At 34.6% G+C, this 24,275-nt stretch carries 22 protein-coding genes and 2 riboswitches; of the genes, 8 read left to right on the top strand and 14 right to left on the bottom strand.

Annotated features, from left to right (window positions below; translation table 11 throughout):
- Positions 1-99 precede the first annotated feature (99 nt).
- Positions 100-237 carry a hypothetical protein gene (locus ACTXGU_RS16635; protein WP_443482653.1) on the bottom strand — a complete coding sequence of 46 codons (138 nt, stop codon included), beginning with the start codon at positions 235-237 and terminating at the stop codon, positions 100-102.
- A gap of 285 nt (positions 238-522) precedes the next feature.
- Between ACTXGU_RS16635 and ACTXGU_RS16630 the strand changes: the two genes are divergently transcribed.
- Together ACTXGU_RS16630 and ACTXGU_RS16625 are read left to right on the top strand one after the other, a co-directional pair.
- The gene (locus tag ACTXGU_RS16630; RefSeq protein ID WP_443482652.1) at positions 523-759 is read left to right on the top strand and encodes a helix-turn-helix domain-containing protein; all 237 of its coding nucleotides are present in this window, start codon (positions 523-525) and stop codon (positions 757-759) included.
- 138 nt (positions 760-897) lie between these two features.
- Complete coding sequence (locus ACTXGU_RS16625; RefSeq protein ID WP_443482651.1) at positions 898-1,392, top strand: competence protein ComK; 495 nt, start codon at positions 898-900, stop codon at positions 1,390-1,392.
- Positions 1,393-1,622: 230 nt separating this feature from the next.
- On the opposite strand, the gene ACTXGU_RS16620 is transcribed toward ACTXGU_RS16625, so the two are convergent.
- The 6 genes from ACTXGU_RS16620 to ACTXGU_RS16595 all read right to left on the bottom strand — a co-directional run bounded on the left by ACTXGU_RS16620 (position 1,623) and on the right by ACTXGU_RS16595 (position 7,360).
- On the bottom strand, positions 1,623-2,600 hold the full coding sequence (locus ACTXGU_RS16620) for a DUF4179 domain-containing protein (RefSeq protein ID WP_443482650.1): 978 nt from the start codon (positions 2,598-2,600) through the stop codon (positions 1,623-1,625).
- A 4-nt stretch (positions 2,601-2,604) separates the two neighbouring features.
- Positions 2,605-3,141: a sigma-70 family RNA polymerase sigma factor gene (locus ACTXGU_RS16615; protein ID WP_443482649.1), complete on the bottom strand. Its 537-nt coding sequence runs from the start codon at positions 3,139-3,141 to the stop codon at positions 2,605-2,607.
- A 400-nt stretch (positions 3,142-3,541) separates the two neighbouring features.
- Positions 3,542-4,084: a GNAT family N-acetyltransferase gene (locus tag ACTXGU_RS16610; protein WP_443482648.1), complete on the bottom strand. Its 543-nt coding sequence runs from the start codon at positions 4,082-4,084 to the stop codon at positions 3,542-3,544.
- Positions 4,085-4,116: 32 nt separating this feature from the next.
- On the bottom strand, positions 4,117-5,142 hold the full coding sequence (locus ACTXGU_RS16605) for an LLM class flavin-dependent oxidoreductase (RefSeq protein WP_443482647.1): 1,026 nt from the start codon (positions 5,140-5,142) through the stop codon (positions 4,117-4,119).
- Between the two features lie 18 nt (positions 5,143-5,160).
- Complete coding sequence (locus tag ACTXGU_RS16600) at positions 5,161-6,009, bottom strand: MetQ/NlpA family ABC transporter substrate-binding protein (RefSeq protein ID WP_443482646.1); 849 nt, start codon at positions 6,007-6,009, stop codon at positions 5,161-5,163.
- On the bottom strand, positions 5,999-7,360 hold the full coding sequence (locus ACTXGU_RS16595) for an LLM class flavin-dependent oxidoreductase (RefSeq protein ID WP_443482645.1): 1,362 nt from the start codon (positions 7,358-7,360) through the stop codon (positions 5,999-6,001). Before ACTXGU_RS16595 ends, ACTXGU_RS16600 begins: the two co-directional genes overlap by 11 nt.
- 120 nt (positions 7,361-7,480) lie before the next feature.
- Positions 7,481-7,589: riboswitch (SAM riboswitch) on the bottom strand.
- Between the two features lie 285 nt (positions 7,590-7,874).
- Positions 7,875-7,985: riboswitch (SAM riboswitch) on the top strand.
- Between the two features lie 115 nt (positions 7,986-8,100).
- Between ACTXGU_RS16595 and ACTXGU_RS16590 the strand changes: the two genes are divergently transcribed.
- Positions 8,101-9,126 carry a methionine ABC transporter ATP-binding protein gene (locus ACTXGU_RS16590; RefSeq protein ID WP_443482644.1) on the top strand — a complete coding sequence of 342 codons (1,026 nt, stop codon included), beginning with the start codon at positions 8,101-8,103 and terminating at the stop codon, positions 9,124-9,126.
- A gap of 16 nt (positions 9,127-9,142) precedes the next feature.
- A complete protein-coding gene (locus ACTXGU_RS16585; protein ID WP_443482666.1) occupies positions 9,143-9,793 on the top strand; it encodes a methionine ABC transporter permease in 651 nt (216 codons plus the stop codon).
- A gap of 935 nt (positions 9,794-10,728) precedes the next feature.
- Here the strand turns inward: ACTXGU_RS16585 and ACTXGU_RS16580 are convergent.
- On the bottom strand, positions 10,729-11,583 hold the full coding sequence (locus ACTXGU_RS16580) for a MetQ/NlpA family ABC transporter substrate-binding protein (RefSeq protein WP_443482643.1): 855 nt from the start codon (positions 11,581-11,583) through the stop codon (positions 10,729-10,731).
- Between the two features lie 714 nt (positions 11,584-12,297).
- Positions 12,298-14,286, bottom strand: coding sequence for a methyl-accepting chemotaxis protein (locus tag ACTXGU_RS16575; protein ID WP_443482642.1), 1,989 nt, complete (start codon positions 14,284-14,286; stop codon positions 12,298-12,300).
- Between the two features lie 714 nt (positions 14,287-15,000).
- On the opposite strand from ACTXGU_RS16575, the gene ACTXGU_RS16570 reads away from it, so the two are divergent.
- From ACTXGU_RS16570 to ACTXGU_RS16555, 4 genes are all read left to right on the top strand, one after another.
- Positions 15,001-15,468, top strand: coding sequence for a transposase family protein (locus ACTXGU_RS16570; protein WP_443482641.1), 468 nt, complete (start codon positions 15,001-15,003; stop codon positions 15,466-15,468).
- A complete protein-coding gene (locus ACTXGU_RS16565) occupies positions 15,458-16,558 on the top strand; it encodes an ISL3 family transposase (RefSeq protein ID WP_443482640.1) in 1,101 nt (366 codons plus the stop codon). Before ACTXGU_RS16570 ends, ACTXGU_RS16565 begins: the two co-directional genes overlap by 11 nt.
- A 345-nt stretch (positions 16,559-16,903) precedes the next feature.
- Positions 16,904-17,641 (top strand): IS21 family transposase, encoded by a 738-nt coding sequence (gene istA / locus ACTXGU_RS16560; protein WP_443482639.1) that lies wholly within the window; start codon positions 16,904-16,906, stop codon positions 17,639-17,641.
- Between the two features lies 1 nt (position 17,642).
- A complete protein-coding gene (locus ACTXGU_RS16555; RefSeq protein ID WP_443482638.1) occupies positions 17,643-17,948 on the top strand; it encodes a Mu transposase domain-containing protein in 306 nt (101 codons plus the stop codon).
- Between the two features lie 22 nt (positions 17,949-17,970).
- On the opposite strand, the gene ACTXGU_RS16550 is transcribed toward ACTXGU_RS16555, so the two are convergent.
- The 5 genes from ACTXGU_RS16550 to ACTXGU_RS16530 all read right to left on the bottom strand — a co-directional run bounded on the left by ACTXGU_RS16550 (position 17,971) and on the right by ACTXGU_RS16530 (position 24,270).
- A complete protein-coding gene (locus ACTXGU_RS16550; protein WP_443482637.1) occupies positions 17,971-19,152 on the bottom strand; it encodes a cellulase family glycosylhydrolase in 1,182 nt (393 codons plus the stop codon).
- A 321-nt stretch (positions 19,153-19,473) separates the two neighbouring features.
- Entirely contained in the window at positions 19,474-20,886 is a 1,413-nt protein-coding gene (locus tag ACTXGU_RS16545) for a lipopolysaccharide biosynthesis protein (protein WP_443482636.1), read from the bottom strand.
- Positions 20,887-20,955: 69 nt separating this feature from the next.
- On the bottom strand, positions 20,956-22,071 hold the full coding sequence (locus ACTXGU_RS16540; RefSeq protein ID WP_443482635.1) for a polysaccharide pyruvyl transferase family protein: 1,116 nt from the start codon (positions 22,069-22,071) through the stop codon (positions 20,956-20,958).
- Positions 22,072-22,146: 75 nt separating this feature from the next.
- Positions 22,147-23,061, bottom strand: a complete 915-nt coding sequence (locus ACTXGU_RS16535; RefSeq protein ID WP_443482634.1) for a glycosyltransferase — start codon at positions 23,059-23,061, stop codon at positions 22,147-22,149.
- Positions 23,062-23,160: 99 nt separating this feature from the next.
- The gene (locus tag ACTXGU_RS16530) at positions 23,161-24,270 is read right to left on the bottom strand and encodes an EpsG family protein (RefSeq protein WP_443482633.1); all 1,110 of its coding nucleotides are present in this window, start codon (positions 24,268-24,270) and stop codon (positions 23,161-23,163) included.
- Between the last annotated feature and the right edge of the window lie 5 nt (positions 24,271-24,275).

Below are 24,275 nucleotides of genomic sequence, written 5' to 3'. Positions count from 1 at the left end.
TAGCTGCTACACATCCTTTCCTAAATAATTAACCATTTTTCAACCCCATAAAATAAATCCACATATGGCAGCATCTCTAGAATGAAAATGGCGAAATGTTCACTTTGATTGTGATTCTATCCTTTTTACACTATATGCAACATAATAAACGAAAAGAAGACTTTCATGAGCAGGGTGAAGTTTTTTTCTTATCGGAGTATACTGTTCTACTAAACTTTCAAAACTAACAAGTTCCATTGTCTTATCCTTCTAGAAAAGCGCTTTTCTTGTTATTACTAGGTACCATCAATGTACTGAAAAAAGCCAAAACTCCCTGCCAACAACCAAAAAACCCTCAAGAAACTGCAAGAAACCGAGAAAATTCTCTGCTTAAAATCGGGACAACGGTTGACTAAGAATAAATCACTATGTCTCAAGACCTGTTTTGTATAATTGTTCACAAATTGTCAACAATTTCAATCCACTAGAATGTAGAAATTATGACTTTATCATTAGATAATATTGGTAAAGGAGGAGGATATAGTGAAAAAATATGTATTCACAGGGGATCCACTGAGATCAGCTAGAAAGAAAAGAAATTTATCGTTGACAAAGCTTGCAGAAAGGGTGAATATTACACCAAACCACTTAGGAAAAATTGAACGGGGACAAGCAAATCCATATTTTCTGACGATTATTGTTTTATGCATAGAACTTCGGCTGGATCCTATTGAAAGTTTACTAAAAAGAAAGAAAAAATCAGATGACAATGAGGACTAATCCATCTTTTATTTTCTGAATTTTCAAAACTGAGAATCTATACGGACTTACTACACCTCAAGATCGCCATCCATTTCAGGCATACATTCTACAAATATCAACAAGAAAAAATTAAATAAAACAAAGGAGCATGATTCAATGAGCGCTAGTTTATCCGATTATGAAATTAATGAAAAAACAATGGCACTAATTCCCGCGTTCCACCATGCATACGACACAATCGTAATCGAAACAAACCGAAAACTGTATGTAAAAAAGACAGCTCTGCAGTTGATCCAAAAAGCAGCAATTAGAGGCGGCTCTGACTACAGAGGCCGCAGAGTATATGTCATCTACCTCCTTGGAGCCAAACACAAACTACCTATTCCTATCGATGAAGCAAAGCAGATTTACGCCTTCCCAACCAAGTCGCCAAGCCAGATTAACTGCTGTTGGATTTTCTACCACCATGTAAAACATATCCAAAAACCAACGAAACCCACACCAAGAGAATACCACTCCATCATTGTTTTTAAAAACGGCCAGGAACTCCTAAGAACAGAATCCACCTTCATCCTAGAAAAACAAATGTATCGAACGTGGATGTGTATTCAGGATTTAAGTGGAAGATCCATTCAATGCTCCACTTATTAACATATTCATGAGAGAGGTTTTTAACGAGATTTAAGAAAAAAGAGCTACCCATTGGGTGCCTTAATCTAGTGCCTGTCCCAGTACATTAACTTATTAAAGTGTTACCGCACCGGGTTCAGGCACTCATATTATAATAAATTCTGCCCATCTCTTCTGATATAAAGAATCCTAATTATCATAACAGTTTTCTCTTCCTCGGCTACGGTATAAAATACAATAGCCTTCATCATTTACTTAATTGGAATAGATACTTCGCTCAGCTTGTTACCGTTAGAATCAAAAGGAACTAAATAATAGTTGTTATCTTTAAGTGAAAGTCCATTAAAACGTACGACCGACACAGCACCTACATCATTAGAAGTAAAACCTGACCTATGTCCCTCTTCCTTTCCTTCCTCAGATTGGATGTTAAAATAAATATCTTCACTCTTACTTTGTGATAAATCATAATAAACAGTTGTTGAAATTGGCGTTGTCACTACTTTTTGAATGATAACCGTTTCTCCATTACTTAACTTTATTGGTTTATTCATTTCAAACGTTTTTTTCTCTGCTAATATCTTTGCCTGTGAAACTTCAACATGAAAAGTCCAAGGCTGTTCAATCACTTTGTCAAAATTCCAATTGTCATAGCTGATTTCAATTTTAACATCTTCTGTGTCAATGTCTTGCTTTAAATCAATATCGTTATAAATCGTAAACATTGTATTATTTATCTCAATAGACTGTCCTCCTGTTGTGAACATATAATCCTTGCCGTTGATCTTTACTTTTGGGGTAATACTTGTCTGATAGTCAAAGTCTACATTGTCTGCTGGTTCGAATGTGGAACTTAAAAATAATTGTCGGTCATCCAACATTACTTCATTTAAAGTTAATTTACCGAGTTCATTTTCAGCCGTTTCCCCAATAGCGGTTTTATAGGATGAATAATTAAGATCTTCATTTGAATTGATATATTTTTCAATCACTTCGCCTATAAATGGCACGCTTGCGATCGTTTCTTTATTAATTGTCAGCGATAAGCTAAGCACACAAACAGCGGCAGTCGCAACACCTGCTCTCATCCACTTTTTCTTCGGTTTTCTTAAAGAAAGTTTATTTTTTACTTGCTTTAACACTCTTTTTTGTTCATTTTTTGACAGTGGTATTTCCTCAAATTCACTTACATCTAAATTGACATTATTAAGCTCTTTATAAATAGACATACCATTACACCTCATTTTTTAATAATATGCTTTTTAATTTCTTTCTTCCTCTAGATAGCTTATTATGTACCCAGGATTCCTTACCTTGAAAATGAGTGGCAATTTCTCTGGAAGGTACACCCTCTACATAATATTTTTCAAAAATAGTCCGCTCCACATCAGATAGTTCATTTAACATGCTTTCCATATCGAACATACATGGTTCTAAAACCGATTGACCTGATATTTTATCTTCCCATTCAAATTTACTTGCATATTTCTTTTCTTTTTCAGCCTTTCGGACATAATCAATCGCTCTATACTTAGCAATAGCGGCAATCCACTGCTTAAATTCATTTTTAGCAGGGTCAAATGAATGAATATGAAACCAAATGGAAACTAATACATCAGCCAAACATTCCTCGATGTCCTGCTGATTTCCTTGAAGATATTTTCGAATAATAGCATTAAGCAGCCCTCCATATGTTTGGAGTACAAAATTAATACTCTCTTCATTTTTTAACTTTATATGTTGCACAACATTTTCTTCTAAAACACGCAACTCGGTCCCTCCTCCTTCCTTGATTATTCAGTAACTGATTAGTAATACGTTTTTTATGATTCAATCCTATCAAAATTTTAAAAAAAAGAACGACAGATAAAAATCTCTATCGGTAAGTACAATTATTAGGCAATTCATAAAGTATATATTTTTGTTGCTTGAATTACTCCATTTAGTTTTAAAAACTTTACACCATTTCACCTGATAAAATGCGAAAACTAGTGAGATTTCACTTGCGAAATCCACTGCTTCTATACTTGTTTTTATATATGCTTTTTCTTATGCGGGTACTCTATCTGTTAATAATAGACAAACTTTGAGGTGTTTCGGGGTGTCCCTGCGACCTAGAGTAATCCCATCCAAAAAGGCAATACCCACGACTTGAGCATTACCTTTTTCCTTACCGATAAGAAATCACGAAATTTAAATCTTCATCCTTTTCCTTCACTAAATGCGGATTCAGGATTTTTCTCATATACGTGCCTTCACCATTTTCACCGTAATACAATTTGCCAACTCGTTCGTATCCTCTCCGCAAATACAAGTCGATTAACCAAGGATGATCCTCCGACGTATTACATGTTATTCCTGGGGCTTTCAGCGTATCTCTTGCGATTGTTTCTTCTATATACGTTAAAACAGTAGCAGCAATCCCTTGATTTTTGTAATCTGGATCGACCGCTAACCACCAAAAATATGGATAACTAAACGGGACATTCGGATCATTCCACGGAAACTTTAATGTAACCGTTGCGACGATATTCCCGTCTTTTTCTGCGATATAAGTTGTGTTTTTCGTAATATTTTCTTCTACAAATGATAAACTTGCCGTTGCTGCTGGAAAAGGTAAGCCGAGTTTACGAATCGGCTCATATGATCTGTGCGACAACGATAACAAGCTTTTTGCATCTTCCAAAGTAGCGACGCGATACGTTAATGTCATAATTGTTCCTCCTTTAATACGTTAATGATACCTTATACTTGCGAAAAATGCCCTAATGAAAAAGCATCTGCTAATTGCGCATAAGAATAACGTCTTTTCTCATAATTTTTTAAAGGAGTATGAATAATAAATTCCGTTACATCATATTTTGTCGCAAGCGCACGAATTTTCTCCGCAACTTGCGCCTTCGTTCCTTTAATCACGTGCTTCGCCTCTACTAATTCAATCGTAAAGGACTCATCTGTTTCCGCACGATATGCTTCTGCGTTTTTCAAATTACTAATCGTTAGAACTTTGCCATTTTCAAAGTGAAGCTTCACTGTCTCTAATTCACTTGCGAGTCGTTCCGCCTCCTCTTCAGTATCTGCCACCACAACCGTAACTGCAAGCGAAAGCGATCCTTTTTTATGCCATTTCTCTTCATACTTCTCTTGGTATGCTCGTATTGCTTCATCTAATGTATCCGGATCTCCATTTACAAATTGAGCGAACACGTAAGCCAAACCTAACTCTGCAGCAGACACTGCACTTGAAACACTGGCACCCAACTGATACAACGGTATTTTTGTTGTTGGTCGGGGGTAAGCTTTTACTCCTGATAAAGGATCGTCAGTAGATAAAGTATCATATAAAAAATCCTTTAACTGCTGCGTTTTTTCAAAAAGAGATTCATTCTTTTCAGCGTTTATCCCTTGCAGTGCCTTCGTTGCTCTCGGCAAACCACCTGGTGAGCGCCCAACTCCTAAATCAACACGGCCTGGTGCAAGGTTTGCTAGCACTCCGAAATTTTCTGCGACTTTATAAGGACTATAGTGCTGAAGCATCACGCCCCCAGATGCTACGCGAATGTTGCTCGTGACAGCTAGAATATAAGCAATTAAAACTTCAGGAGAAGTACCCGCCACTTCATTTGTATCATGATGCTCCGCCACCCAAAACCGATGATACCCTAAAGACTCCGCTAATTTGGCAAGCGAGATCGTTTGAGATAAAGCTTCACTTGCTGTATCACCGTGACCAATAATACTTTGATCCAAAATACTAAATGTAGGTTGCATGTTACTATCTATCCCTTCTTATTTTACAAAATTATTTTCATAGTCTTTGATCACTTCATCAATAGGACGAGTAACATGGATAAAATTACCTTTATATTTTTGATCGATAAACTCTCTTACTTCTTTAGAATGGAAGATTTCTGCCACTTTCTTTAATTGCGTATTATCTTGATTTTTCTTCGTTGTCGCAATGACATTTATATATGGCGTTGCTTGTTTATCCTCATGGAAAAGGGATGTACTTAAAGGATAGCCTGCTTGCAATGCTGTGCCATTAATAATAACTGCCGCATCGACATCATCAAGTACACGTGGCAACGTCGCACTTTGCATTGGCGTAATTTTTATATGTTTCGGATTTTCTTTGATTTTATCGTCTCCGCCTTTTCCATCAAAATCATCCTTCAGCTTAATTAATCCTGCACTTTGCAATAAAACAAGTGCGCGAGGCCAGTTACTATCATCATTAGGAACTGCGATTTCTGCTCCATCTTTTAAGTGCTTCAGATTTTTTATCTTTTTAGAATAAATGCCAAGTGGTGCAATTATAGTAGAACCGACGGGAACTAGATCCTGATTTTTAAGTTTATTCCAGCTATACAAATATGCCATATGTTGAAATGCATTTGCGTCCACTTCACCATCTGCCGTTAATTGGTCAATGTCTACGTTCCCAGTAAGTACTTTGACATCAATCTCAATATTTTGTTTCTTCGCTCTTTCTTTTACAAAATTCCATAGATCTAACTGCGCTTCTGTTGTTCCTATCACAACTGGCTTATCTTCTGAACTACTTTTACTTGAGCAAGCCGATAAGGATAGTAGGGATATAATTAAAAAAATAATAGCTAACTTTTTAAATTTCATTTGTCTTTACCTCACTCTGTTTGTTTGTAGTCTGTAATGGAAATGGAATGCCAAAATGTTCTCTTAGCGTATTCCCTTCATATTCAGTGCGGAATAATCCTTTTTCTTGTAACAATGGTACTACTTTGTCTACAAATTCATCTAAGCCGTCTGGTAATAATGGCGTCATGAGCATAAATCCATCTGCGACACGCCCTTCAAACCAACGAATCAATTCATTTGCAATTTGTTCTGGTGTTCCTACTAGCGCATCGATCTCTTTACTGCCAGTTAACCAAGAATATAACTCTCTTAGTGTTGGATTTGCACTAAGTAAATCTTTTTGGAATCTTTCTCTAAATTCATAACGAACGCCCTGTAACGTATCTAAACCAAAAGACAATGCCGGTTCATTTGCACTTGCTCCGTGGAAATCAACCTTCCCATGAAAGTAATCTTGTAAAAATAACAGTACTTGTTCATCGGTAATGAGCGCATCTAGATCTGCTTTCTTTTGTTTCGCTTCTGCTAAGGTGTCTCCGATAATAGGCGATATTGCTTGTAGAATATATACATCGTCCGGATTCCTACCTGCATCTGCAATTTGTTGTTTTATATTTTTATAAAACAGTTGACCTTTTTCATAATCGAATTGATGGGTAAATATAACGTCTGCAGATCTTGCTGCGAGTCGCTGACCAGCTGGAGATGAACCTGCTTGAAAAATCACGGGTCTACCTTGTGGCGATGGACCAATATTTAATGGGCCTTCCACTTGAAAGAATTCTCCTTTATGATTCAGCGTATGTAATTTACTACGATCATAAAATGTAGCTGTCTCTTTATTTTGAATAAAGGCATCTTTTTCCCACGACTGCCATAGACCAAACACAACGTCTAGAAATTCTTCCGCTCTTTCGTAACGATAATCATGTTCATAATGTTCTTGTTTACTAAAGTTCCGTGCCGTGTTGCCAGATAAATCTCTTGTCGTGACAACGTTCCAGCCAGCGCGACCTTTACTAATATGGTCAACAGAAGCAAAAAGTCTCGCTTGGTTAAATGGTTCTATGTAAGACGTAGAAGCTGTCGCAACAACGCCAATTTTCTTCGTTGCATTTGCGAGTGCAGTAATCAACGTAATTGGTTCAAATCTGTTGAGGATATTTGGATGCGATTCACTATTAATGGCTAAACTGTCCGCGATAAACGCAACATCAAACTTCCCTTCCTCTGCTTTTTTCGCAAGATCTTGATAGTAGTCAATATCAATACTAGCATTACGTTTTGCATGTGGGTGACGCCATGAAGCAATGTGCATCCCTGTTCCTACCAAATAAGCAGCAAGTTTGATTTGCCTTGATTGTGTCATATTTTCTTAACCTACTTTCAATAGATTAGTATTGTTCAGGAGAAGGCTTTCCAATTCTCCTAATTTAGAAAAGTTGGGGGATGAAAATAAGAAGAGAAAGACTCGTATGAGAGTACACCCTTCTTATTCTATCAGGTACAACCTGCTGGAATTAGCACAGTGCTTTTTCATGAAAAAGTCTGTTGCCGAAGTGTCATTGGGCTGGTCCCTCAACTTCTCTCGATAAGCTGTTATATTTTTCAAAAACTTAGAATAATGGTAACTATACAATCCTCTCTTCTTTAAGTCAATTACTAATTATTGAAAATAGTAGTAATTGATGCGATTATTACTATTTTCATTTTTAGTTTTCGGTACAGCGAAATATTCGGTAAACATAGTTCTACCAAGGGTTTATCCCATTTTACATTTATAAAAAAATCCTGCTTTTATAATAACCAACTTTTTTCATGGGAATTATCGGGTTGACATTGTTAAAAATTGCCGATATATTAGGAATCACATAATACATTTATTCTTATCTAGAGATGTGGAGGAATTTGGCCCCATGAAGCATCGGCAGCAGGTTTCTCTAATAGATAAATACTGTACTAACTCCATCAAACAGCTGTTTGAAAGATGAGAAGACGCAAATACACATATAATGACTGATGATACATAGGAATCAATCTTACATGCTTGCCTCTTCTGACTACAAACAGAAGAGGTTTTTTTAGAACAAAATTAAAGGAGGTTTTATTGTGATTGAATTTAAAGATGTAAAAAAGGTGTTTCAATCAAATAAACAACAAATAGAAGCTTTAACTGGGATTAACCTCAAGGTAGAACAAGGAGATATATATGGTGTAATTGGTTATAGTGGTGCTGGTAAAAGTACACTCATCCGAATGGTAAATTTATTGGAACGTCCATCTGAAGGAGCCGTACTTGTTAATGGTATAAACTTAGCTTCCTTAAAACCGAGTAAGTTACGCCAAGAGAAGAAAAAAATTGGTATGATATTTCAACATTTTAATCTATTAAACTCTAAAACGGTTTTTGATAATATCGCAATGCCACTTGTCCTAAGTAGAACGCCAAAAGCAAAAATTAAAGCACGTGTATCAGAGCTTCTAGAATTTGTCGGTTTAGCAGATAAGGCGAAAAATTACCCAGATCAATTGTCTGGTGGTCAAAAACAGCGGATCGGAATCGCAAGAGCGCTTGCTACAAACCCTTCCATTCTATTATGTGATGAAGCAACGTCTGCACTTGATCCACAGACAACAAGTGAAGTATTGCAATTACTGAAAAAGATCAATGCAGAATATAACATTACGATTCTTTTAATTACACATGAAATGTCTGTAATTCGTGAAATTTGTAATAAAGTAGCTGTAATGGAATATGGAAAAGTTGTTGAAAATGGTTCCGTATTTGATATTTTCTCTAATCCTCAAAGTACAATTGCAAAGAACTTTGTACGAACGGTTATTCACGATGAAGTACCACAGAGCATCTTAAATGAATTACATGCAAGTAAGAAAAGCATTTGGAAAATTAACTTTATCGGTACGTCTTCTGGTAGACCTTTGCTTTCTACACTTGCGAAAAAATTTGATGTAGATATAAGTGTACTATCGGCAAACATCTCGGAAATTCAAGATACACCGTTTGGTAATTTAATTGTAGATGTTACTGGAGAACAAGACGAAATTACAAAAGCATATCAATTTGCGAAAGATGAAAATGTATCCCTACAGGAGGTTGTAGCAAATGGGCAATGAAAATAACTTATTCGGAATGGGCATTTCATTAGATCAATTAATCCAAGGGTTCGGGGATACACTTTACATGGTAGCATTTTCCTTACTGTTTTCAGCATTAATTGGTCTTCCATTAGGGGTTCTTCTAGTAATCACTAGAAAAGGACATATTTTAAGCAATAGATGGGTGTTTAACATCCTGAATCCTATTATTAATATTTTAAGATCCGTACCGTTTATTATTTTGTTAGTTGCACTTATTCCATTTACTCGTTTTATCGTAGGTAGAGCGATCGGTATAGAAGCAGCAATCGTTCCACTTGTTTGTTATGCAGCACCTTACATTTCACGTTTAGTAGAAAACTCTTTACTTGAAATCGATAAGGGAATTATTGAAGCGGCTGAAGCAATGGGTGCAACAACTTGGCAAATCATTTACCGTTTCTTATTACCAGAAGGACTAAGCTCTCTTATCCTAACGTTCACAACTGCAACGATTGGATTAGTTGGTGCATCTGCAATGGCTGGAGCTGTTGGTGCTGGTGGTGTAGGTGACCTTGCTTTAACATATGGTTACCAACGTTTTGACACACCAACGATGATCGTAACAGTAATCGCACTTGTCATTATCGTACAAGCACTACAATCATCGGGTAACTTAATTGCTAAGAAAATTAGACGCCGATAATAGGAAGGCAAGTCCATTTTGATGGACTTGCTCAGGCTGTTGAAAAACGTTCGCTCTCTTCGTCACTCCCCGTTTTTTGCGGTGCTCATTACTAGGTAAAAGAGGATGAACGACTAAGTACGTCACGTCCTGTGACAACGTCGTTCTGACCAACGTCCTGTTGCCCGCCGCTCCTCAAAAAGGGTCGTTCCTCGATAGACAAACGTTTTCAATCAGCCTGAAAGTTTGCAGTCTTACTTTTTCGACACTCTGGGCAAGTCCATTTTGATGGACTTGCTTTTTTTATTGGCTCTGTTAAATAACTATGTGGATTTTTCACTAAAAGTTGCTGACCTTATTTGTTCTAGAAACTGTTGTACTTCTTTGTTATTGCGTAAGTAGATTTACTTGTTTATCTTGCTCCATTTGTTTTAACTTTTCCGCTCTTTGTTGTTATGTAACCCGCAGCCTGAATACACTTCGCTTTCCGCGGACGAGTGCCAAGCCTCCTCGTCGCTATGCTGAGGCCACTGAAAAAGTGAATGCTATAAAATATAGGTAGTGACAATCCAAGCAACGAAGAAGTTTTCGTTCGGTTTTCCGAGGCTTACCACACGCTTTCCGCGGGGCGAGCGCCGAGCCTCCTCGTCGCTTTGCTCCTGTGGGGTCTCGTCTGTCTCGCTAATCCCGCAGGAGTCGTGCGGACGCCTCTCCTAACCAAAATGATGATCGTTTTCAAACTCTCTATACCATTTTTTACCCTACTAATAAATTTAAGTACGCCAAGTCCCCGCCAGAATATAGGTGGGGACTATTTGCCGCTTGCTTTTAAACTAATCAACATTATCCTTTAACAGAGCCTAAATGAAAATAGGAGATTAGAAGGTACCAATTGTGATATTGGACCTTCTAATCTCCTATACTTTACTTATCTTTCATTAGTAAATACTTATACATTATTTATTATCTATAATACTATCTACTGGTTTATCTACAGGGATTTTTGTGCCACCAAATTCTTTTTTAATATAATCTTGTACTTCTTTTGTATGGTAAAGGTCATGTAGTTTTGCTAGGGTTTTATCATTTTCACGACCTTTTTTTGTTACTAGAATATTAATGTTTGCTTCTGTATCTTGATTGATTTCTTCATGATAGATAGAATCTTTCACAGAGTTTAGACCAGCGTCTAATGCGACACTATTACCAACTAAAGCTAAGTCTACATCTGGTAACACGCGTGCAGTCGTTTTTCCATCTACTTCCGTAAACTTTAAGTTTTTAGGATTACTTGCGATACTGTTCACACCAGAGAAAGAAATAAAGTCAGGTTTTAATGTAATTAATCCTGCTGCTTTTAACACGCGTAATGCACGAGCGGTATTAGCTGCATCGTTAGGGATCGCTACTTCTACACCATTTGGTATTTTATCAATAGATTTTATTTTTTGAGAGTAAATCCCCATTGGCTCTAGATATGTTGTAGAGATGGCAACAAGTGCGTTATCTTTTTGCTTGTTATAATCTTGAAAATAGGATAGCGATTGGAAAGCATTCACATCAACTAAACCATCCGCTGTGGCATTGTTAATTTGAAGACCATCACTGAATTCTTTTACAGTAATATCAAGACCTGCTTTTTTAGCAGCATCAGACTTCGCAATGAATTGCCACGCTTGTGCATCAGATCCCGATGAACCGACCGTTACTTTATTACTGTCTCCTGCTGTACCGTTTGTATCTTTTGATCCACATGCAGATACAACTAGCACTAATACTACCGTAAGTATACTAACTAACCATTTTCTCATTTTCTTTTCCCCCATTGTCTCTTGTTAGTATTTAATACCTAATTATATTATTCCTATAAAAATACTCTGTTTTAGTGTAAAAAAAAATTATAAACATATCTTTTCCTATCAAGCATATTATGATGAAATATGTAGGGCATCGTCTCTCTTTCACTAAGAAGTCTTAACAAGTTAAAAATTAAGTATTAAAAGAATAATAATATTAGTATACCAATCTGTCAAGTATGTTTTATACATTAAAGAACTTTCTCAAAAAAATATTCCATCGATTCCGTATCATGCGAAATCCGCACCTCTACCAGTAACCGGAGTCAGGCGCCAAATTGAAATCAAGTATATCTTTATGTATAATGAACATATAATAAAAAGAGAAATGCTGCTAACACTTCTCCCTGCAACCTCTACCGTCAGGGTGATGGTTGTCAAAATTACTTGTTCGTTTTTCGAGGAACCACCCTTTTGCTTGCGACGGCATAGGGTGGTTTTCTTGTTTTCTAGTACGTTTTTCCGAAAGGTATAAGCAGTTATTTCTCGTACAATTCCTTTCAAAATCTCCCGTATATATTCAAGAAATGTTTTCCATGATTATCACCTCCCTTCCTAAACTGGAAAGAAGAGTAACAACCAACCACCCTCACAGCGGGCTGTCCAGAAATTTGACTTTTGGACAGCCCTGTTGCTATAAGTAGGATAAAAAATAATGTGATGATCTACTTACGACTCATTGACGTTAAAGACAGAAACTAGCTTCTGCAAGTCTTCAGCCATTTCCGATAAGATTGTCGCGCTGGCGGAGATTTCTTCCATCGCAGCTAGTTGTTCTTCTGTTGCGGCGGATACATTTTCAGAATTAGCGCTCGCCTCCGAAGAAAGTTGGGAAAGATTGCTTAATGCAGTATTGACATGCTCCATTTCACTGAAGATGGTTTTGATGGACTCGGTCACATCTGTAATTTCTATGAAGACAGTGTTCATCGATGATTCAATGTCTCCGAATGATGTATCCGTTTGGTGAACTGCTGCGATGCCTTTCTCTACTTCCATCGTTCCATGTTCCATTGACTGCATCACTACTTTCGATTTCTCCTGTATGGAGTGGATGACTTCGGAAATTTGTTTGGTTGAATCAGCTGATTCGCTTGCCAGTTTGCGAATTTCATCGGCAACTACGGCAAATCCTTTGCCTCCTTCTCCAGCACGTGCTGCTTCGATGGCAGCGTTTAAGGAAAGCAAATGTGTTTGTGCGGCAATTTCATCAATTAGCCTGTTCATCTTTCCAATACTGCTTACTTGCTGCAGTAAATCATCAAAAGACACAGTGACATTTTTTTGCGTGCCTTGAATATCCTGCATTTTCTTTACTGTTTCCTGCAAGGCTTTTTTGCCATCGCCGACTTTATGAACGGCATTTGATGAGGCGCCGCTCAGAGAATCTGCTTTCCTTGTCATTAATTCCAGCTGATGAGAAATCGTTGCCGAAAACTCATTCGTCTGCTCAATTTTTTCCGCTGAATCATTGGCTCCAACGGCTATTTCTTGAATGGAGTACGTAATTTCAGCTCCTGTTGCTTTATTTTCTTCGGCGGAAGCCGTTAATTCTTGAGAGGATGCCGCCAACGTCTCTGATTTTTGATTGATTTTGTCAACAAGTTCTTTTAAGTTTTCCATCATTTGGTTTGCAGCATTGCCTAAATTTGCAAATTCACGATTGACAGCCACCTGTTTGCCCATTCGTTTGCTTAGGTTTCCTTCGCTGACTTGAGCAAATAACGCTACAAAATGTTGAAGAGGATTAATTATTTTTTTGCTTACATAAACGAGTGCGATGCTTAGGAATACCATCAGCAATGCTAGCGCAATGAAGAACAGCTTCAATAGCAATGGGTTGATGATTGCACTGACATCCCGATTGACCATTATACCTCCTATTTTCCAGTCAGTTAAAGGATTCGTCGTATAAAAAATTGTATTGTCTTTGCCTGGTTCAGGGTCTTTAAACATGCCGTTTTTATTTTTGGACAAGAAATTCCATAAATCTTGATTTACCTGGTCGCCAGCTTTTGCGATCGGGTCAGCAATCCAGTTTCCCCCTCCGTCCAATAGAAAAGCATAGCCGTTTTTCCCCACACTTACTTTATTCGCCATGTCCTGCAAAGAACTGATATCGACATCCATCGCTACTACGGCTTTCCGATCAGGAGTTGCTTTGGTAATTAAGATAGCTGTTTTGTTTGTTGCTGATGATGTGAATGGAGGCGTAATAATTACTTTTCCAGGATTCTCAATTGCATTGTTGAACCAAAACTCCAGCTTATACTTTTTCTTGGTGCTATCTATAATAGGGGAGCGCAGGGCATATCCATCTTTATTGATAATTGTCAAAGCGCTCGCTCTATTATTTGTTTCCTGTACATGTTTTAAAAGGCTTCGAATTTCTTTTTCATTTGATAAATCACTAGATAATTCTTTGCTTACAGTCTCTACTGTAAATGCCTCTTTTTGAATAAACTCCGTGAGATTATCATTAAGCATTTTCACATTATTTGTTGCTTCTTCATGCAACCTTGTTTTTAGCGCTTTATTGACATCTTTATATACAATGGAAAAGATGAAAATATTAGGAATAAGAACTACAGAAATCATTAGTAAAATTTGAATGGTCCGTAAGCTGAGTTTTGATGATCTTGGCGATTGCTTGATCATATGTATCGCTCCCTAAAAGTTTATTATGTCTTTGCCAATCTCCAGTTTTTGCACAGACTTTTTTGGCATTGAATGATTAAGCAATGAGAAAGTCTGTTTTTCACCATGTTTAGAGGGGAAAGCGAGATTAACTTGATATATTATTTATCGACAGTTTGCGATGGAAATGAACTGTATAAATAAATTTCATTCGCAATTGACGGTGTACTTTGTCCAAAAAATTGTGCAAAATTATATGCTGTTAAAAGGGTATGAATAACAACTCATAAAACAAGGAACAAATGTAATCTCATCCTGATAAATATGATAACTGCTCCAAGGATAAAACTCTGGGTGCTTGACCATTTTCGCCTATACTGAATTGAGATTTATGTAAGCAGCCGTCATCCTTTTCACCTGGAAGACAGCCGCTTCTTTTTGTTTAAAAAGCTACTACTCATCATACGTCATAGGGAGATAGGGAGCTTCACGTGCAATTGTTGCTATTCATTCTATTTATTCAAATTCGAAAAAATTCGAAGAGTTACTTTGACCTAGAGTTCAAGTAACACTTTAGTTAAACAAGAGAGCGTGGTAAAATTTACAAAAAGTATCGGAGTGATTGTATGAGATATACTTGTTGTAAGCGTCAAGTACATTTGGTTCTTACGGAGCTTTGGTGAGAGACTAATTCTATATTAGATTGGTATAATAAAAGAAAAGGAGTGATTCAAAATGATCTCCATTTCTTGGCCCTCTCCGGATCCTGATCTAGAACTCCTTCATGTATCGTCAACTAATGATTCTTTACTTTTAACAGTCAAAAGTACACGAACTTCTGCTTATTGCCCTGCATGCTCCAAGCCTAGTTCACGCATACACAGCCAATATACACGTAAAGTTCAGGATCTTCCTATCAGTGGTAAATCTGTTGAACTGTTAATCATGACAAAAAGATGGTTTTGTGATCAACCAAATTGCAGAGTAAAAATCTTTACAGAACGATATAATTGGCTCTCACCTAATGGTTGTCGTACCGCAAGGACAGAGGAAGTTCTGCGTAAAATAACCTTTTCAACTAGTTGTATTTCAGCTGAAAAAGTAGCCAGATCAGCACACATCCCTGTTAGTCATGACACGTTATTAACCTTAGTCCACCAAACAGATGTTAAATCGGAAGTATCACCCTTTCGTGGGTCTTGATGACTTTGCATTTCGTAAAGGCCATACCTATAGCACACTAATTTGTGACCTTCAATCTAAATCTCCTTTAGCCCTTTTACCAGATCGGCTACCTGAAACAGTCACAGCTTGGTTAACAAAGCATCCATATATTAAAGTAGTAAGCCGAGACGGTTTTACCGGCTTCCGTCAAGGAATATCAAATGCAAGTACTTCTATTACTCAGATTTATGATCGCTGGCACTTTATTAAGAATGCGAAAAAGCAGCTTGATTCTTTTCTTTCCACTCTTGTACCTGCCACCATTACTTGGAGTGAACCTAAACAACCATCTCAAGAGATTCCGTTAACTCGTGCTGAGCAGATTATTAAAAATCGTAGTGATAAAAAGTGGGAGCTTATTCAAGAGATTCAATACGCACATAAAAATGGTAAAAATATTTCCAGACTTGCAAGAGAATATAAATTTAGTAGAAGAACTATACAGAAATATATAAACATGAAAGCTCCGCCTTTATTCCATCGTTACCGAAATCGACCTTCTGATTTGTATCATGATCAAATTATCAAGTTAGAACAAGAAGGAAACACAGTGAAAGAAATTTATAACTCTATCAGAGAACTGGGGTATAGGGGCACTTATTCAGCTGTACGCACAATTATTGAAAGAGTCCGCAAGGAGCGTAAATATGGTTTATCGAAAGAACAAAAGATTCATATTTCAAGAAAAAAACTTAGCTCTTGGTTGTGGAAACTGGAAGAAGAACTAAATAGAGATGCAAAGGATTCCCTAGAACAATGTTTTGAACGGTATCCTTCTTTAAAATCACTATACTGTACAATACAAGCATACCGTAATGCTATTCAAAATAAGGATTTAGAATCCTTTTTGCAATGGTTGAAGGAACAGTTATCTAGTAAGAAAAATCCTTTTTACTACTATGCCCTTAGACTTCGAAGTGATTTTCAAGCAGTAAAAAACTCGTTTTTGTCTCCATACAGCAATGGGTTATTAGAAGGACAAATCAATCGATTAAAAACAATAAAACGGATAACTTACGGACGAGCTGGACTGAAGACATTAGAAAAAAGGGTTCTCTATAGATTATGAATACTATTTTGAAATAATTTATGTAAATTTATTTCTAACTCCTTTATCTATTCATCAAAATTACGTAAGAACCACTTTAGTTTAGCAGTTACACCACCGAAATGTACCATTAGTGACATAATTTTAACCACTAATTTACAATGAATTTACCAATGAATTACAAGTAATTTACCAGCCTCCTTTATAATGAGTTCGCATACTTAACAGTATGACACTTTTTATATGGGAGGTATTTTTTATGGTCCATTACCGAAAGATATTGGAATTATACGATGAGGGGATCAGTTTGAGGGGCATTTCCGCAAGTACTGGTCACTCTCGTCAAAAAGTGACAGAGATATTCAATTGGCTGAAAAGAAAGGATTGATGTGTCCGTTAGACGAGGAAATGGATGATAAATGGATTGAGGAGTTTCTGTTTCCAGAGAAATCATTAGAATCTTCCGGGAGACAGCCACTCGATTTTGATTACATTCATAAAGAATTGGCAAAACCCAACGTTACTCTTTCACTTTTACACCATGAATATGAAGCTGAAAGTCGGGCGAATAACAAAATCCCTTACTCTTATCGAAGTTTCGTCCGCCATTATAGCCGTTATGCTCAGAAATACAAAGCGACTTTGCGTATCCATAGAAAACCTGGAGAAATAATGGAGGTGGATTGGGCAGGTTCCACTGCTTTTATCATTGATAGAGATACTGGAGAAAAAGTTAAGGCATATATTTTCGTCGCAACATTGCCGTGCAGCCAGCTCTCCTATGCAGAAGCGACCTTATCCATGGACTTGTCCTCTTGGGTTGATGCACATATTCATGCATTTGACTATTTCGGTGGAGTTACCCAGATTGTTGTTCCAGACAATTTGAAGACAGGAGTGACGAAACATACCTCAAGGGAACTTGTACTGAATCCTACTTACAAGGAAATGACCAATCATTACAATACGATTATCATGTCAGCACGTGTGCGCAGTCCAAAAGATAAAGCGAGTGTGGAAGGCTCTGTAGGAGTGATTCCCACTTGGATTATAGCCGCATTAAGGAATATTCACTGCTTTAGTCTTGAAGAACTGAAGCAGTGAATTGTGGAAAAAATTAGAGGAATTCAACCATCGTCCTTTTACCAGTAAAAAAGGGTGTCGGTTTTATGGATTTGATGAAGAGGAGAAATTTGCGCTTTCTCCTCTTCCAAACACGCCGTATAAGATATCCGAGTGGAGAACGGCGAAAGTGCGACCTGATTACCATATTTCGATTGAAAGCATGTTTTATTCGGTACCATATGAATACATCAATCTACAAGTAGATGTGAAGCTTTCTAGTGATTTGGTAGTCGTTTACTGCAATCATATGAGGTTAAAATTCGTTTTTGTAGCCAAGCTTCAATGATTTAAATTTCTCTAATGTATATTTACTGAACAATTAAATATTTAGGACTATTGGTTATTTCTATAGATCTATTGTTATTATCATTTAAATCACTAAGATGTTCACCAAACATCGATACGATCCGTCCTCTAAATTTGTTTTCAGAAAAGGATATTCTATGAATATTTCCCACTGTCCAGAAAACTATTACAATATTACCTTTTTTATCAATAAATTTTAGGAAAAAGTCATTTGGATCACTTATATAAATCCTTTCGGTTAATTTATATCCAGATAATATGTATGTTAAATTATTCACTGCAATATAAGCTTCCTTAGGAATGGTAATGTTGTTTTGTCTTATTCCAAAGTTATGTTCAATATTATTTGAATCTGTACCATCGTTTTTCCAATCGTACCATATACTTATAGGGACATCATATAACAAATTAATTAAAAACATTCTAACAAGATAATGCGCTTGTTGTTTTTCACTTACAGATTTACCTAACCATCCATTTGCAGTAGAGTAACCCCATTCACCTGAAATTATCGGTATATCTTTAGTTGCGTATTTATCTATTAGAACCCTTAGAGTCTTATAATCATTTGCTACTGTTTCTGGATTGCTTCCACGGTAAGGATGAACAGAAACTGCATCTATATAATCCAATGTTCCCCTCTTAAAAATCTCCTCTAACCATTTTAAGCTTTGGTGATTTACTCCCGATAGAGCTGGTGCTACGACTATACCACTAGGGTCATTTTCTTTAATTTTTATTGAAACATTTTTTACTAAAGAAGCATACTCATTATAATTGGGTTGTGTTTCCCAATAGAAACTATGGTTTGGTTCATTCCACACTTCCCAAATAATTCCTTTGTTTTTATATCTAGATGTAGCTTTTTCTACATACCTTACAAAAGCGTCTTGACCTTTTTTTGTTACTACAGACCTTTTTTCTTCGTAGAGCTTATTACCATAGGAAAGTATATAATAAGGTCGAATTCCCTTTTTTATTAATGCATTAGTTAATTGGTCATATCCTGTGCTTTTAAAATCATATTTACCTCGTTTCTTTTCGATATCCTTCCAAAAGAGATCCATTCTTACAATTTTAAAACCAGCATCGCTTATCATATCAACATCTATTGGATTTCCAGTAAAGTGAACGTTAACACCAAATCCATCAGGTATAATATTTGAAAAAATATTTTTATTCATATTGTCTCTTCCAATACTTGCAAATTCTGTTTCAGTCAGATCTAACTCGCGTTTACTACCAATAATGAATCCAAATCCTATTAAAGATATAGTAATACAAACCTTTAAAAGTATCTTAAAAAACTTCATATGTATCATATCCTTTTTTTCTAACCTATGAAGGATACCTTTATCCTATATTATTTGTTTAGCATAAACCATTTTTCATTACACTCTTATAATTAAGAACCCTTGCCTATAATAATAAGTCAAAGGGGTCCGATTATTAATAATTTTTGATTTTGGTGCCAATAATCTATAAATCCTAAACATTACTTTTACCTAACGTTCACCTATTAAACGATTTCCTAATTTCTTTAAATTAGAAATAATCATTTTAACATTACGCTTATAAATAAATAGAATTAACATGAAAATTACTAATTCAATTACTATTTCGAAGCGATTATCTAAATATAACACACCAATTTGGCAAAAAAGTAATACGAATGCTAAACTGAACTTTTTTGTATCAATTGTTATTTCTACAAATGACCTTGTGTCTCTTAGCCTATAAATCCATATGATAAAATAACTAATTAATACAGATACTGCAGCCCCGTAAGTTCCTATAAATGGTATTAAAATTAAGTTTAAAACTAAATTTATGATTCCTCCCAGCATTGAGCTTTTAAAAACTCCTCTAGTGTCTTTTGCTGCAATATAATTCGTCCCTAAAAAACTGGAAAGACTAGAAAATACAATGCTTAAAAGTAAAAGCGGGATATATTTCCATGAATCATAAAATTCTGGGGCAACCAATATTTTAGTAATGTGTTTAATAAATACTAACAATAATGAAGTAGTTACTATTAATATAAACGAGTAGTATTTATATACATTGTTATAAAATCCCTTTTTATTTTTACTTTCTGCTTCTTCAATAGCTGACATTTGCCAAGCTTGGAAAAATATTGTGTTCAATATATTTAATAAGCTTGGAAATTTTGTAGCGACAGCGAACAAACCCGTTGCTCCCATACCAATAAAGAAGGTAATAAAATAACGATTTGAGGTATTCATAATCCACCACATTAACGCATTGGGTATAAGAGGCAAACAGAAAATTAATAATTCCTTTGTTAATTTTGGACTAATTTCCTTAATATCAATATATTTATATATCTTAGACATGAACATAAGAAACAAAATGCTAATAATATTACCTAAAAAAATAGATATAAGATAACCCTCTATCCCCATATCTAACCATATCAAGAATACCAGATTAGATAATAGGACCATTATCGCATTAACAATTCCACTTAACGCAAAGATATTAACATGATTAACCGCTCGAACAAACTGCGAAAAAGTTGTATTTACAGCTTGAGATAACAGTATAAGAAAGAAAAAAGCTAAGTACTTGTTAAACGTATGGATCAACTGGAATAGAGGAATAAATAATATTAAAATTAAAAAACCCAAAATGATAATAATAAAACTATTTGTCAATACACTAGATGGATTGTAATTTTTATCTAACGTAAATCTTAAAACAGAATCGAAGATACTTAATGTTATTATAGGAAGTAATAAATTTATTGTTGAAGTTAGGATGTCGACCTGACCATATTCACTTACTGTCAATGTATAGGTATAGATTGGTACAAGTAAGAATAATATGATTTTACTGCCCAAATTACCAATTGCAAATACGATTGAGTTTTTCGCTAGTTTTGAATACATACTCATTTATTCCCACCTGAAAAAACCATTCATTTCTTCTATAATTTCGAATGAATGGCATATTTTTTCTTAAATTTAAATAGCTTGAGCCCCTTTTTTCCCTTCTAATTTTTCTATATGATTAAATATTGGTTGATATTGTTTAATGATCCACTTATAGAAACTCTCATCTGTTTCAACACCTCTAATTTCATCGATCATCTCTTCAACATCCTTTTCACTTACATTTTCTTGAACCGAATCCACAAATTTAATATTAGGGATTTTACTTAACCAGTCAATATAACTATATTGGATTTTATGGTTATAGTTTTTAAAAGCTATACATGGAGTACCGGTGATCGCACAAAAAATCATTCCGTGAAGACGATCTGTAACAACAACCTCAGACTCAGCAAACGCATTCCAAATTACATTTAGTTCCTTTTCTCTTGTTTCTTTACCAAGTTTTGCATCAATATCTGTATCAAAATATCTTGTCTTTTCAAACTTTCTCTTTAGTACTTCTTCTAATACCTTTTTAAAATTATTATCAAGTTTTCCTTCTAAATCATCTCTCAGGCAAATTATCGCCCCTTCTCTTTTGGTTCCAGGTCTTCTTTTATCTAATGATAGTACAATATCAGGAGTATATAACACTTTTTTTGAATTAAAATTGTTTTTCATTATTTCTAACGACCTTGATTCACGAGCAACCAATTGAAACTTAATATTATTATTGAAGATATCTTTTGTCTTTTCAAAAGTTTTTCTGCCCTCAGTAGTTTCAGAAAAATGAATGGTTTGTGGAAATGAAATAATATTTGACTCCTTGAAGTATTTAATAATAAATCTTCTTGTATAATCTTCATTATAATACTCATCACCCATATTTCCGCCGCCATTAATGAACAATATATCCTTATTTGTTAAAATATTTTTCAGATTTTTAGCATAAGGCATTACTTCATTTAAAGCGAGTTCAATATAGATATAATCACTATAATATGTCTCAATAAAATTTTTTTGGGCATATGCAATAGCTTGGTCCCCTAGATTACCGGAAACAGGTGTTGAAAAAATGACGATTTTCTTTTGATTTTTTGTTAAGTTCAATTTTGGGTTACGAGCATTCATAATGATATATAAAATATAATTATAAATATTAATTTTAAAATACTCCACAAATGAACGTATTCTCTTTTTTAGCAACTATTTTTCCTCCATTTTTTAAAATTTAAAATTAGGTACAAAGATAATGTTTGTTAAAAATTAATACTCCTATATTTAATTGATGAGAAAACGGCTTTTCAATTTATTTGTCATCCAGTCAATTAAATAAAATCTCCCATCCTTACTTATAATCATATATTTTAGTGAGATCCATAATTTATTAAATTTGCCATCACTATTCTTAATTTCTAGTATAATTTTTGAGAGGTTTTCATTTCGTGCACTCGACAAAATAAAATTACGAACTAACTCATTAGGATAGTTTTGATTAGGATACTTTTTATGCATCTGTTTTAAGTATCTATTTGTATATAGTAAATTTAACCTGGCTGAATTTGTAATACTAGTGGTTCTTAACCGGTAGTAGACCAACTTATCTTCCATATTGTGAATTTTATATCCTAGTGATGTAGCCCTTAATAAAAAGTCATAATCCTCGCTAATTTTATATGGATAGTATCCATTTAGCTTTTCAAATACTTCTTTCTTTATCATCCAAGTTGGATGTTGGATTGGATTTCTGTATAGTAATACTTTTTTTATTTCCTCTGGGGAAAAGAACTCTTTCGTTTCATCTATTATTTCTTCGTTTTCATTTATAAAATAAGTATTACTACCTAGAATATCAGTATCACAGTTTAATAAGTATTCAATTTGCTTCTCAAAGCGATCCGTTGAACATATATCATCACTATCCATGCGTGCTAAAATATCATACTTTGATGCTTTTATCGCTTTATTTAAGCTCTCTGCAAGACCTAAATTAATCTCATTTTTAATTACTTTAACCCTATTATCTTTTAGGCTATAGTTAGTAATTAATTCGTATAGTTCATCATTTTCTGGATTATCTAATACAATAATTAATTCAAAGTTTTGATATGATTGGTTTAGGATAGAATTTATACTTTGGATTACCCATTGTTTTTTTTCATTATAACAGGTCATTATTACTGAGATTGGTTTCATAATATCCCTCAAATTTTTTCAAAATTTTATTGATTAGTTGTTTTTAAATGTTTTTATATTTATTATCTAACAATAATAAAACAATCCTCATTTTTTATATTACCAAAGTAAATAAGGTACTATTCCATTTGTATTTTGAAATAGCCGAAGAAGGTAATAGACAAACCAAAAGATAATAATAATAATAAATAATATTAATCTAAATAAACGCTCGTTCTTTCCACTTACGATTGGACTTAAAAGATGGTAGAAAACCATGTCATAAAAAAAGATTATTGACGGATATAGGTAAAATTGGAAGCGGTCCGTAGCTTCAATACCCGCAACACAATAAAGAAACAAATAGCAAAAATAATAAGTTTCTAAGAATAAACCATATTTTACAGAAATAAATTTTCTTGCTTTAAATTCAATCCATAAATATAGGAAAACAAATTGAACTAATATTGGTAGGAATTGGATAATTCCTTTTTCTTTATTTTGATTAAAGAATTCTGTTAATTCAGTGCTATACTTCGCTTCATAAAAAGTTATACTAGTTAAAATTGGACTTACCACAGACCTAATTGCGTCAGTAAAATATCCAAATACTACGATTAAAAATCCTAAAATTAAAACTTTTCGATTAACTTTTACAAAATAGAATATGAGAAAGCCAAACGTTAAATAGGCACTGAAATGAAATTGAGCAGCAACTAATATGGATGGAATAAAGATTAATAAACCTCTTTTTTTATTTTTGTTAATTGCTAATACACCAATCCATAAAATTACAATTGCCAGAGCTTGTCTAGTTTGGTTGAAAATTAAATAATAAAAGTACGATAGCGTAAATATAGAAAGTGAAGCAATGATATTATAAGAATATTTTTTAACAAGAAATAAAGTAACCAACAAAAAGATTAAAGTAGTAAGAATAGCAAACAACTGAAAATTATTGAATAATAAAGAGATCCAATATATTAAATTAATTGCCGGGTCAAATTTTTCAGTAAAATTTCTATTATAGAAAAAGTAACTATACATTTCGTAATCTGTTCCTACACTTATATTTCTTAGAACGGAAAAAAGTAAGGTGAAAAGAACGAATACGACAACATAAATTTTATTGAAATAATTTACTACTCCTAATTTAGTTGTATAAATTGTAGTTGAGGTCAACAGCAAATAAAAAAATATAATGGTTCCAAAGATTATATATATGCTCATAATAC

It is taken from the genome of Niallia sp. 01092, from assembly GCF_052318935.1.
Classification (GTDB): Bacteria; Bacillota; Bacilli; order Bacillales; family Cytobacillaceae; genus Niallia.
This window is presented reverse-complemented; position numbering and strand designations above follow the sequence as displayed.